This window comes from Nonomuraea sp. PA05 (assembly GCF_008086045.1).
GTDB lineage: Bacteria > Actinomycetota > Actinomycetes > Streptosporangiales > Streptosporangiaceae > Nonomuraea > Nonomuraea monospora.
Window position 1 is genome coordinate 88,063 of sequence record NZ_VSEY01000033.1, and the last position, 12,793, is coordinate 100,855.

Below are 12,793 nucleotides of genomic sequence, written 5' to 3' on the forward strand. Positions count from 1 at the left end.
GATCAGCTTGAACTTCACCCGACTCAGAGACAGTTTCGAACTGGTCGCCAAATACGGGGACAGCGTGCCGCTGTACTTGTTCTCCGACCTCTTCCTGAACGTCCCCGGCTACCGCGAGCTGTTCCCCGTCAACATGCGCAACCAGCGGGAACGGCTGATGGAGGCGCTGGCGTTCGCGGTCGAACACGCCGGCGCCCTGCACGAGATCACGCCCTACCTGCACCAGCTCGCCCGCAGCCACCGCAAGATGGGCGTGCAGGCCGAGCACTACGCGAACTGGTGCGCCAGCGTCGTCAACACGATGCACCGCTTCTCGGGCAACCTGTGGGACGACGACCTCGAACGCGAATGGCGCGAGTTCCTCACCGCGCTCACCGCGGTGCTGGCGGACGGCGCCAGGCAGGACGCGATGAAACGGCCCGCGCGGTGGACGGCCGAGGTCATCAGCCACGAACGCAGGGCCGTCGACACGGCCGTGCTGCGCCTGCTCGTCGACACGCCCTTCCCCTACGTGCCAGGGCAGTCGGCGCCGTTCGAAGTGCCGCGGTGGCCTAACCTGTGGCGCTACTACTCGATGGCCAACGTGCCCCGGCAGGACAACACCATCGAGATCCACGTCAAGGCAGACGGCGCGGTCAGCGCCACTCTGGTGCGCGAGATCCAGGAGGGCGACCTCGTCCGCCTCGGCGCGCCGATCGGCACCCTGACCCTCAACCCCACCACCGGCCGCAATCTCCTGCTGGTCGCCGGCGGCACCGGCTTCGCACCGATCAAAGCCATCCTCGAACACGTGACCCGGCTGCCGGTGCCGCCCTGGGTCTCGGTGTTCGTCGGAGCCCGCGAACCGGACGGGCTCTACGATTTCGACATCCTGCGCACCTGGTCCGAGAAGTACTCCTGGCTCAACGTCAGGGCCGCCCTCTCCGACATCCACAAGCCGGAGCTGGCGGCCTCGGGAACGGTCAGCGAAGTGATCGCCGGATACGGCCGGTGGGACGCGTACGACGCCTACGTCTGCGGCCCGCCCGCCATGGTCGACAGCACCGTCGAGATCCTGCGCGGAAACGGTTTCAGCGACAACCGGATCCGCCTGGAAAGGTTCGCCAGCAAGATCACCCCGTCACAGAGGTTCGTTCATGAATGACCCGGTGGAACAGTTTCACGCCACATATGCCCAGGAGCAGGACGGCAACACGGGATGGTCGGAGCCCGGCGAGACGACCGGCGCCCCGTGGGAGGAGCCGCAGTGGGACGAGCCGCGCGCGGCCTCCTCCAACGGCCACCACCACCCCGCCGAACGGCTCACCCCCGCCCAGCTCCGGGCCGTCGTCTTCCGCCGCGCCCCGCTCGGGCGCCGCGGCCTCGACGAGGACCAGGTCAACAATCTCCTCGATCAGGTCGAGGAGGAGCTGAGCCGGCTGGCCCAGGAGAAGAAGGCGCTCGCGGCCGAGGTCGAACTGCTGCGCGGCTACGTCTCCGACTCCTCGGCCATCCCCGCGCCCCAGCCCGACGGCCCCATCACCCCGGCCGCCCCGGCCACCCCTGCCGCGCCCGCCACGCCCGCGACACCGACGCGGCGGGAAACCGGCCTCGCGCGGGTGGAGCAGCAGGGGCACGTGGAGTCGCAGACGGTGGCCAGCCGGATGCAGGAGGCGCACGTCTACGCCGCCCAACTGCTCTCCCAGGCCCAGCAGACCGCCGACCAGTACATTCAGGACGCTCAGCGGTACGCGCGAGAGCTCGTCGAAGACGCGCGCTACCGCAGGGCCGAGCTGCTCAGCAAGGAGCAGGCCGCTCCGGGGACGGAGAACTGGGAGCGGGAGGCCGCCCGGCTGCGCACCGCCAACCAGGAGTACCGCGGCAAGCTGCGGGACTACTTCGAGTTGCTGCTCATGAACCTTGACGAGTGGGAGACGGCGGAGGGCATCAGCATGCCGCCCACGCCCGGCTCGCCCGATCTTCCCGACTGAAGGGCCTCGCTTTCGCGTGGACGGCGCGGATCTCGCCGGGCCGTCCCGGCGGGGTCCGCGCCGCGGGCAGAAGTAATGCCGCCACGCGGGGCCGACCGTCAGTGCCGCCCCGCCAGGTGCTCCTGAAGCAGCGGATGGACGAAGTGGAACACGCCCGGCTCGGACTGCCGCAGCAACCCCGCCCCGGCGGCGGCGGTGAGCAGCGGCGACACGTCCATGGCGCGGACGTGCACGCGCCTCATGATCGTCCGCACGTCCTGGTCGTCGCCCCGGAACGTGTCCAGCCGCCGTCTTGTCATCTCGGCGGCGATCTCGCCCAACCCGCCGGTCACCGCGCCGGCGTCGAATCCGGCCGCCGCCGTCGCGGCCAGCGATCGGTCGGCGAACCAGGGGACGAAGGGCACCGGCTCCTGCGGCAGGTCGTCGATCCACGCCGGGGCGCTGGTGAGAACCGCCAGCAGCGCGGGCGAACCCAGCAGCTCGGAGGTCAGCCCGAGCAAGCGGTCCGGCTCGACCTGGCGGGCGGCGAGCAGTGTCTCCAGTCGCCTGCGTGCCTCGGCCGCCGCCACGCCGATCACCTCCACGGCCTCGAACCCGGCCACCGCGGCGGTCCTGCCGGTCATGATCACATCGAGCTGTGTGTGCTCGGCCCACCGCAGGAACTGCTCGCGCGTGTCCGGGGCCAGCGCCTCCAGCCCGTCGAGCACCAAGATGAGCCGCCGCCGCACCAGCATGGCGTTGGCGTTGGCGAGCGAAACCCCGTACGCGGCCACCAGCGCGTGCGTCAGCGCCCGCTCATGCATCAGCACCACATCATCCGGCAATGCCCGCTCGTGGGCTAAGTGCTCGACCTCCAGGTCGGCGAGCGGCAGGAACACCGGCACGTGGCCGCCCCGCCGCTCCGACAGCCGGCGCGCCAGCCTGGCCGCCAGGACGCTCTTGCCCATCCCGGGCGCGCCGGTCAGCAGCAACTTGCCGGTCCGCAGGGCGAGGATCTCGTCCAGGTTCCGGACCCGCGGCGTGTCCTCGCCGTCGTAGCGGACCACCGGGTCCATCAGCGGGCCGTCGTCGCCGACCCGGCGGTCCACCTGCGCGCGGACCGCTCCGGCCAGGTCGTCCAACGGCCCTCGCAGCGGGAGCTCTTCCTGTCGGCTGAGCCAGGACGCGACCGGCGGCTGCCCGTCGTCCTGCGACTCCGCGGCGATGAGGTCGCTGGGCTGGGGCGAGTCGCGGACCAGGTCGATGTAGGAGCTCGCGTCCTGCGGCACCCTGTCCGAGATCCTGCGTAGCTCACCCGCGATGCCGGTCACGGTCGCGCCCCAGTCCTCAGGGGCCTCGGTCGTCTCGGCGAGGCGGCGTAGCAGCGCCGGCTCCTCCATGAGCAGTGCGTAGGTGTCCGGCGCCCTGTCCCTCAGCAGCAGGACGGCTGCCAGGATCGAGACGTCGTAGCGGTCGGGAGGCGTTCTTCTCGCGACGCGGTCCTGCAGGATGAGAACGTTGACGAAGCGCTTGATCGAGCGTGGGTTGCGCGGCAACGCGCACTTCAGCATGCCGCCCGCGGGTTCGATGTCCGTGCCGGCGAGTAAGCGGTCCAGGAATCGTGCGAAGTCCGCCGGTGACATCCGCGGCATCTCGAAGGGGAACTGGATGATTTTGTCCAGGTAGTCGCCCACCGAATCGTCCTTGTACTTCTCCCGCACGGCCGCGATGAGCGGAGCCTTGGCCACACCCAGCACGAACACGCAGTTGGGCCGGTTGAAGTGCAGCTTCAGTGATTCCAGCAGGCCGGTGATCCGGTCGGCGTCGCAGCGGTCCAGGTCGTCCACGAACACCACGAGGCGCTCCTTGCGGTGCGCGGCCAGCGCGGTCTCGATGAGGGCGCCGAGGTGCTCATCCAGCCGCGTGCGCTCCGAGCGGATGCGGAAGTGCTCGGCGTCGTAGTCCGCGATCGACTTGCGCACGTCGGGCAGGTTGATCCGTAACGTGGCCGACAGGACGAGCGAGCCGAGCACGTCGGAGATCGTCCGTAAGGTCCTGCGCACGTTCTCCCTGTCCTGCAAGTCGAGATCGTTGACTATGGCGTGCAGCAGCGGCAGCACCGGGTTGTCCTCGTGCTGATGCCGCCAGGGGTCGAACCACACATGGGCGCAGTTGGGCGCGTCCTGCTCAAGCTGCTCGCGCAGCTGCAGCAACATCGAGGTCTTGCCGGTGCCCCATTCGCCGAACACGCCGATCACCATGGGAGGGGTGGCCTCGCGGGCCAGTGCGGCGAGCTGGTGGACATAGGCCGCGCGGTTGAGCTCGTCACCCCTCACAGGCTCGTCGCTGTGCGTGAAACCCCGCGACCCGGCAGGCCCGGCAGGCCCGGCAGGCCCGGCAGGCCCGGCAGGCCCGGGGGTGCGTCGTGCCGCCGCCGCCTCGTCCCCGGGCGCCGCGTGCTCGATCCGGGGACGCGAACCTTCCGCCCGGGGTCGCTCGCGCTCCTCCCCGGGCCGCGCGCGCCGCCGTCGCCACCAGGTGAGCGGGGCCGCCGCGATGCCCAGGAGCAGCAGGACGCCGGCGACGACCGGCACGAACGGGTAGCGCGCCAGGAAGGAGGGCTGCGTCGTGACGGCCACCCGCAACCGGTCGACGCCGGCCCCCGAGATGAGGACGAGCTGGCCGCTGCCTGCATGCGGCCGCGTGCCGCGCACGACAGTGAACGTCACCGTGCTTCCGGCCGGGACGCGGGCCCGGCCACCGCCGTGCAGCGCGATCGCGTCGGCGATGGGTCCCGCGACGCGCACCTCGACATCGGCGGCAGGGCCCGGATTGACGACGATGACCGGCCAGGCGCCGGTGGGCAGGCGTTCCAGGGGGATGGAGAGCTGGCTTTCGTCGAGAAATTCCGGCGCCGCCTTGGCGTCCGTGACGGAGAGGCCCTGCGTCGGCCTGGCCAGCGCCAGGACCACGACCACGATGACGCCCAGGCCGACGATCACCGTGAGGCCCGAGGGCAGCAGCGAACGGCGTCTCCTCGTCGTGGTCTGATCGGTGCCCAACGCCGTATCGGCCACCACCGGCCGGCATGCGACGACAGTTCGAGATGCGGCTTGCTGGTCAGCGCAATCGTCCGGCAGGGCCACCCGGGCCCTGCCCAGCGCGACCTCCGCCGTGCTCACGGCGGCCTGCGCGTTGCGCAGATCGGCCTCCAGCTCCAGCGTGGTGGCCTCCACGGTCGGCACGGACACCAGGGCGCTCCTGAGCCCCGGCCTCATCGTCATGGCCAGAGCCAGCACGCCCACCGGGATGCAGAGGATGAGCAGCGCTTCCCAGGTCTCGACCCGTCCGACCAGCAGGCCCGCCAGCAGCGGCCCGAGCGCTACGGCGCTGTAGCTGCCCAGGCGGGACACCCCGGCCACGCGGGCGACCCGGTCGAGCGGGGCCTGGCTGAGCACGGTGCGCAGGGTGACGTTGCTCAGCCCTCCGGCCAGCCCGATGATGAGCAGCGCGACCGCGAACGACCACCAGACTTGCAGGAAGACGAGCGGGATCACCATGGCCGCCGTGCACGCCCACAGATGCAGCAGCATGACGGGCCGGTGCCGGAGCCGCCGATCGGTCCGTCCGTGGCGAAGTGACGTGATCGCCCCGATGACGCCGCCGACACCGGACGCGGCCAGGATGGTGCCGGCGAGAGCGGAGGGCAGGCGGGCGTTCGTCGCCTCCGACAGGAATACCACGATCATGCCCTGAACCATGAAATTGATGAATGCCGTGGTGAGCGTCGCGGAACGAAGGAACCGATTTCTCCGCAATTCGGTCAGACCATCCCACATCTCCCCAAAAAGCCCGCCCAGTGGCCTTCCTTTGGCCGTGATATCGCGAGGCACTCGGCTCAAGGTCGCCGCGGCGCCGAAAAGCATCACTGCGTTCGTAGCAAATGCGACAATTGGGCTAATTCCGTGTAGCAGGCCTCCCAGGGAACGTCCTGCCAGAACCGTGCCGTGCACGGACGCCTCATGGAAAGCCAGGGCCTTCTCCACCTTGTCCGGCTTGACCATGGAGGGGATCAGCACCGTCTCCGCAACCGACGAGTGCACGGACAGCGTTCCCTCGACGAGCGCGACGAGCAGCAGCCATTCGAGCGTCAAACCGCCTGTGACCAGCGACAACACCAGCCCCGCGACGAGCGTGCCACGGAGGAGCTCGCTCCACACCATGACCCTGCGAGGGCCCAGCCTGTCGATCCACACGCCGGCCGGGATGTACCACAGGAAACCGGGCACCGTGGATGCGAACATGACCCAGGCGATCGAGGTGGGGGACTGTGTGAGGCCGTACGCCAGCAGTGGGTAGGTCACCCCGATGGTACGGCTGCCCAGCATGGACAAGGTCGATCCCGCCCAGGACCACACGAAGGGCGAATTGTCTTTAAAATAACCCACGAAGCCCGCTCCACGCCCGTGACCGCTTTATCACGAAACGGACGTTGGCGGCCTCTGATTCCCAATGGCACACGGTTGAGAACCGAGGCACATTATGATAATAGAGCAACTCCAGTAGCGCCTGTTACAAACGCTGGGCCATTTTCGGTCAGGCAGTAGTACCGATAAGCCGGTCAGCGGCCTCCGTCAGCTGGGGCGGCAGCGGCCGCCTCCCCCTGCTCTCCCGCGCCCGGCACGCCAGCCTCGACGCCTCCGAGTCGCGCCCCGCCTCCTTCATGACCCGGGCCGCACGCAAGAGCGTCGCCGCGTCGCTGTCCACGTCGAGCCGGGGCACCGCCTCGACCGCCTTGCGGACGTCGCCGCTCAGCGCCAGCGCCAGGGCGTAGGCCGCCTGGGTGGAGGGCTGCTCGTGCGGCTTGACCTTGCCGAGGTCGCTCAGGGCGCGCTCGGGCCTGGCCAGGTCGGAGAGGATCTCGCCCCGGGCCCGCAGGATCTCGGGCCGCTCGCCGCTCTGGCGCAGTGCGCTGTCGAGGACGTCCACCGCCCCGCTCTCCCTGCCGACGTACCACAGCGCCCACGCCAGCTCGGTCTGGATGGCGGGCTCCCTGCTGCGCCTGGCCGCCGCCTGCAACTGGGCGACGGCGTCCTGATAGGCGCCGCGATCGAGCAGAATCCGGCCGATGGCGGTCAGATACGTCGCGACGATCTGATCGGACCCCGGCGTCGCGTCGTAGTGGCGGGCCGCCAGCCGGTAATGCTCCAGCGCGGTGTCGACGTCGTCGCGCAGGTACGCCAGATCCCCCAGCAGCGACTCGGCCCGCGCCCGCGACCTGTTGCCGGGCCGCTGGCCGATCTCCTCGCGGGCGTACCGTTCGGCGACGTCGAACCAGCCCCGGTGCAGCGCGAAGGCGGCCTCGGCCAGCCGGTCGGCCACCATGGGGGCCGGGACGCCGGCGGCGCGGCGCAGAAAGGGCTCCACCAGCCGGCCCGGCATCTCGTAGCGGCACTTCTCGCCGGCGTGCAGCACATGTCGTTCGGTCAGGGACTGGGCGACCCGCTGCGGTAGCTCCTCGCACGTGTCGTCCTGGCGGGCGATCGGCCGTAACAGCGCGATCAGCTTGTCCGCGTCCCCCCTGAGGTGGTCGCGGGCCACCTCGTTGATCACTCGATGCGTGAAGCTGCCCAGCACGTCGTCGACGTCGATCAGATCGTCGGTGCCGATGGGCGCGGAGCGGTCGCGTACGGAGTCCCACAGCGCGGTGCAGGCCAGTTGCAGGTGCAAGGGCTCGACGGTGGCCGACAGGTCCGCGCCGGCGCCCCGCAGCCGGTCGACGAACGTCTCGCCCGCGCCCGGCTCGAACACGTGGCCCATCGCTTCGAGCGGACGGCAGCACGCCTCCAGCGCGGCGTCCGGGCTCATCGGAAGCAGCCGGAAGAAGGTGTCCTCATCCATGTGGGCGCGCAGGCCGTCGTGCCGCCGCAGCGATTCGAGCTGTTCGTCGCCGACCACGACGAGCAGCCGGAGCGGCAGGTCGTCGGAGGCGAGCGCGTCGCTCAGCTGGTCGAGCAGGTGGGGGTGGTCACGCGGCGGCCGGCGGAAAGCCGTGAAGACCTCGTCGGCCTGGTCGAGTACGGCCATGATCGGGCGGCCGTCCGGGCTCCAGTGGTGCCAGCGCAGGTAGGAGGAGATGGTCAGGCCGGCGAAGCGCAGCGGGTTCTCGTACGGCGACCAGGAGGCGAGGAGCGCGAGAGCGTGCGGGTCGCCCTCCTCGGGGTCGATCGCCACGGGCACGAAGGGCGGACGCCTCACCCCGCCCACGGGCAGCACGTCGAACCGTGACAGGTCGAGCCTGGGCAGCACCCCGGCCGCGACCAGTGACGTCTTCCCGGCTCCCGCGGACCCGTGCAGGATGGTGAGCCGGTTGTTCTGCCAGCGTTCGGTCAGCTCGCCGATCTCGCCACCGCGCCCGTGAAATTTGGCGATGTCCTCGCGGCGAAATGGTTGCAGCCCGACGAACGGTGCCAGACCCTTGCCGCTGGAAGTCATGCCACGCTCCGCCGCCTTGTGTAGGGATTGAACAATTCGTCCACCATCGCCTCACTGGATTAGCAAAGCATCGCCGGTCAGTTGCAGATGGATAACCCTGCCCTCACCGTACCGCGCATCCCCTGGCGGCGTCCGTGTCAATGGACAACGTGCAGCGGACGAGCCCGTAGTGGCACCTTCCCGGACGCCGGATCAGGGCGCCGACTGGAAGCCCTGCAGGCCCTCCGGCTCGCTCGGCGCGAAGATGCGCTGCAGTGCCCGCTCCACCACGGGGAGATCGAGGTTCTTGAGGTCTTCCAGGGTCTCGTCGTCCACGTCGATGACGCCAGTGGCATGCTCGCCGCCCATGCAGTCTCCTGTCCCCGGCCCGGTTTCCGGCCGCCCGTAAACCGGAATTTCATCTGGACGCACCGATTAACGCTTCAATTGTGATTCTGTGACCACCCTGCGCCAGAATCAATCGTAGAATTGCGCAATTGGCGCAGGAGAAGGCGAGGCGACGTGGACGAGCAGGCCGTTCCGCAGGCGGTGCCCCGGATGCCCCCTATCTGGGGCCGGAAAATCCCAGGCCGAAACAAACATTTCACCGGGCGCGAAAACCTGCTCAACGGGCTGCGGGAAAGCCTGGCGGAGACCACCACGGCTGCCGTCGTGCCCCTTCCGCAGGCTCTGCAAGGGCTGGGCGGCGTCGGCAAGACGCAGCTCGCGATCGAGTACGCCTGGGCGTATCGCGGCTACTACGACCTCGTCTGGTGGGTCGCCGCCGACCAGCCGCTGCTGATCCCGAGCGCGCTCGCCGGGCTGACCGAGGACCTCAAGCTGCCCTCCGCGGGCACCATGGGCATCGAGGAGGCCGCCGACTCGGTGCGCGACGCCCTGCAGCGTGGCGACCCGGTCGACCGATGGCTGCTGATCTTCGACAACGCGGACGACCCGGAGGAGATCAAGCCCTTCCTCCCCCAGGGCAGCAAGGACGGCCACGTGCTGATCACCTCCAGGAACAGCAGGTGGAGCGGCGTGGCCGAGACCGTGTCCGTAGACGTCTTCTCCACCACCGAGAGCGTGGCCTTCCTGCGCAAGCGCCTGCGCCGCGACGTCCCGGAGGACGAGGCCGTGCATCTGTCGCACGAGCTCGGCAACCTCCCGCTGGCGCTGGAGCAGGCCGCCGCCCTCCAGGACACGACCGGCATGTCCACCGACGAGTACGTACGGTCGCTGGCCGAGCAGACCGGGGAGCTGCTCAAGCTCGGCAAGTCCACCGAATACCCGCACACGATGACCGCTGCCTGGCAGTTGTCGGTCCATGAGGTCGAGACCCGGATGCCCGAGGCGGCCGAGGTGCTGCGATGCCTCGCCTTCTTCGGCCCCGACCCGATCCCGCGCTTCGTCTTCCAGCGCGCCAGAGACAGCGGCGCCAAGCTGATGGGGCCGATCCTGTCCAACCCGGTCACGCGCAGCCAGGCCTTCGCCGAGCTGGGCCGTTTCTCCCTGCTCCGGATCGAGCCCGAGACCGGCACGGTCCAGGTCCACCGGCTGGTGCAGGCACTGCTGCGCGACTCGCTGGAGCTGAAGCAGCAGGAGGCGTTCCGGCACGAGGTGCACCTGCTGCTGGCCAGCGGCGCCCCCACCGACCCCGAGGACATCGCCACCCAGGAGGAGTTCACCTTCCTGCTGCCGCACGTGGGCCCGTCCCTCCTCGCCCAGTGCAACGACGAGCCCGTGCAGACCTTCGCCCTCGACGTCGTGCGCCACCTCTACCGCGTGGCCAACTACAGCTCCGCACGATCGATGGCGGAGGAGTTCCTCCGTCACTGGACCCCGTCCAGAACCGACCGCGACCCCAACGTGCTGCGGTTACGCCGGCACCTGGGCAACGTGCTGTGGCAGCTCGGCGCGAACAAGGAGTCACTCGACCTCAATGGCGACACCTTCGAGCTGATGCGCGAGGTGTTCGGGCCCCAGCACGAGGACTACCTGCGCATGGCCCTCACCTACGCCGCGAACCTGCGCGCTCAGGGCCGGTTCAGGGACGCCCGCGAACAGGACGAGGCGTCGCTGGCCGCGCTCGAGCGGCGATTCGGGGTCAAGGACCCGACGACCCTGCGCGCCTACAACAACCTGGCACTCGACCACGCCCTGCTGAGCGAGTACGAGTCCGCGCTGGAGCTGCAGCAACTCGCCTACGTGGAGCAGAGCAACGCGCGGCAGGGGGTCAGCAAGTGGGACGTCCAGTCGACCTGGAACAACCTGGCCCGCGTGGTGCGGCTGTCCGGCCGCCACGAGCAGGCCTGCGACGTGGGCGAGGAGGCCTACGCCCACGGCATCAGAGAGCTCAAGATCGAGCATCCCCTGACCCTGGCCACCGCGAGAGACCTGTCCATCGCCAAGAGGCGCATGGGCGATCTCGAGGAGGCGTACAAGCTCATCGAGGACACCCACAACCGGCTGAGCAAGCTCTACGGCCCCGACTACCCGGAGACCATGGCCGCCGAGGTCGCGCTGAGCAACACCCTGCGTCAGCTCAACCGCCTCGAGGAATCCATGGCGCTGGCCAAGGACGCGTTCCAGCGCTACCTGAAGACCTACGGCGAGAAGCATCCGTTCACCTACGGCTGCCAGCTCAACCTCGCTCTCCTCTTCCGCCTGCGCGGCGACGCGGAGAAGGCCAGGGAACTGGACGAGAAGAGTCATGAGGGCCTGCTCGCCCAGCTCGGCGACAAGCACGTCTACACGTGCAGCAGTGTCATCAATCTGGCGGGAGACCTGGCGGCTCTCGGCGACCCGGCGGAGGCGTGCGAGCTGGGGCAACGGACGCTGGAGATCGTCCGCGACTTCCTCGGCCCCAAGAACGGCCTGTCACTGTCGGCCGCCATCAACCTCTCGATCGATCTGCGCGCCATCGGAAGGAGCGACGAGGCCACGACACTGTACGAGCAGACGATGGCCGAGTACACACACATGTCGCCCACCCACCCGGAACGGGTGCACGCCGTCGAGGGCAACCGCTTCAACTGGGACTTCGACTCGTACAGCCTGTGACGGGGTCGCGCCCGTGCGCGGCCTGCCAGGTCGCCCGGTGCGCCTCAGCCTCCCGCCGCGCGCTCTCCAGCGCGGCAGGAGGCACCGGCTCCGCCAGCCACGCCGCCAAGGTACGCCGCATCGCGGCGGCGAAGCGTTCGCCCGGCGCCGTGAGCCGGCCACTGTCCAGCAGGGTGCCGGTCACCAGGTGCGCGGCCTCCCGCCAGCGGGCGAACTCGGCATGCGGCCGGAGGTCGGCCTCGTGGGCCCGCTGCCGCCGCCAGAATCCGGCCACGCCCAGAAAGGCGTAGGCACCCTGGAGCAACCCCGGCAGGGGACGCGGGTCGGGCCGCCAGGGCGCGTAGTCCGTGCTGCCCTCGTCGGGCTTCAGCAGCGCCACCACGTCCAGGATCGCGTTGAGCTTGTTGTGCTGAACCTCGTGCGCGAACGTGGAGGCCAGCCAGCGGCCGTCAGGAGGCGTGGACATGGCGATCGTCCCGAACCGGTCGGCCGCCGAGGCGCTCGTCATGCCCTGCGCCGGACCCTTGATCGGGGTGAGCACGGAGATGAGGGCCTGGATCTCCGCCGCGATCGTCCAGTGGTGGGCGCGGAGCATCTTCCAGGCCGCGTCCAGGGCCACCCGCCACGCCTGGAACTCTGTTTCCCGCAGGCGGCCCTCGACCGTGTCGGCGTTGCTCCAGCGGAAGAAGTCGAGGTCGTCGACCAGCAGGCGCAGACCGGCGTCCGCGGTTTCCAGCCGCCGCAGCGGGAGCCAGCCGCGCTGCGGGACCGCGCCCGGACGCAGGCACACGTTCCCGGCCTCCACCCGTCCGTCGGCGTGCACGGCGAGGTCCACCAGCCCGTCCGCGCCGTCGTCGCGGAGCTGGATCTGGCCCAGCGACGGCAACATGATGGCGCCGCCGGACACGGGGATCTGGACCTCGCACGGCACCCCCGCCTTGATCGCGGCCACGGCGGCCACCGCACCGAGCCGAGCCGGGCCATGGGGTCCGTCCGGGCGGGGGCCGCTCTCCCGCAGCGACCGGACGACGCTCGCTGCCCAGGCGCCCACCGCCGGATGCGCCAGCGTGCCGCGCACCGCCGCAGGGCTCTTCTTCTCGATTCCGGCGAGCACGTCGTAGGCGTGCTCGGTGGCCCGCGCGTGCGGATGGCCGGTCATGGCGGCCATCCGCACCGTGCCCAGCAGGAGCAGCCGGCGCTTGCTGCGCTGCGGAGCGACGAGGTGGCGTACGGCGTCAGCGCCACCGCCTCCAGAGGCCAGCCCGGACAGGGCATGGTCGGGTAACCGGTGATCCCTGGAAGGCATACAG

7 protein-coding genes are annotated in these 12,793 nt (G+C 69.9%); 3 read left to right on the forward strand and 4 right to left on the reverse strand.

Annotated elements, in window-relative coordinates; genetic code table 11:
- Window positions 1-64 precede the first annotated feature (64 nt).
- Both FXF51_RS41075 and FXF51_RS41080 read left to right on the forward strand, forming a co-directional pair.
- Entirely contained in the window at window positions 65-1,144 is a 1,080-nt protein-coding gene (locus tag FXF51_RS41075) for a globin domain-containing protein (RefSeq protein WP_148440173.1), read from the forward strand.
- Window positions 1,137-1,970 (forward strand): DivIVA domain-containing protein, encoded by an 834-nt coding sequence (locus FXF51_RS41080; RefSeq protein ID WP_148440174.1) that lies wholly within the window; start codon window positions 1,137-1,139, stop codon window positions 1,968-1,970. The genes FXF51_RS41075 and FXF51_RS41080 overlap by 8 nt, the downstream gene beginning before the upstream one ends.
- Window positions 1,971-2,068: 98 nt before the next feature.
- On the opposite strand, the gene FXF51_RS41085 is transcribed toward FXF51_RS41080, so the two are convergent.
- From FXF51_RS41085 to FXF51_RS61240, 3 genes are all read right to left on the reverse strand, one after another.
- Entirely contained in the window at window positions 2,069-6,397 is a 4,329-nt protein-coding gene (locus FXF51_RS41085) for an MFS transporter (RefSeq protein WP_316247660.1), read from the reverse strand.
- Window positions 6,398-6,545: 148 nt separating this feature from the next.
- The gene (locus FXF51_RS41090) at window positions 6,546-8,444 is read right to left on the reverse strand and encodes a tetratricopeptide repeat protein (protein ID WP_148440176.1); all 1,899 of its coding nucleotides are present in this window, start codon (window positions 8,442-8,444) and stop codon (window positions 6,546-6,548) included.
- Window positions 8,445-8,636: 192 nt separating this feature from the next.
- On the reverse strand, window positions 8,637-8,792 hold the full coding sequence (locus tag FXF51_RS61240; protein ID WP_187414850.1) for a hypothetical protein: 156 nt from the start codon (window positions 8,790-8,792) through the stop codon (window positions 8,637-8,639).
- A gap of 189 nt (window positions 8,793-8,981) precedes the next feature.
- Here FXF51_RS61240 and fxsT point away from each other — a divergent pair, with 189 nt between their 5' ends.
- Window positions 8,982-11,483 carry an FxSxx-COOH system tetratricopeptide repeat protein gene (gene fxsT, locus FXF51_RS41095; RefSeq protein WP_148440238.1) on the forward strand — a complete coding sequence of 834 codons (2,502 nt, stop codon included), beginning with the start codon at window positions 8,982-8,984 and terminating at the stop codon, window positions 11,481-11,483.
- Here fxsT and FXF51_RS41100 read toward each other — a convergent pair.
- The gene (locus FXF51_RS41100) at window positions 11,452-12,789 is read right to left on the reverse strand and encodes an HEXXH motif domain-containing protein (RefSeq protein ID WP_148440177.1); all 1,338 of its coding nucleotides are present in this window, start codon (window positions 12,787-12,789) and stop codon (window positions 11,452-11,454) included. The two genes, fxsT and FXF51_RS41100, sit on opposite strands and share 32 nt — an antisense overlap.
- Between the last annotated feature and the right edge of the window lie 4 nt (window positions 12,790-12,793).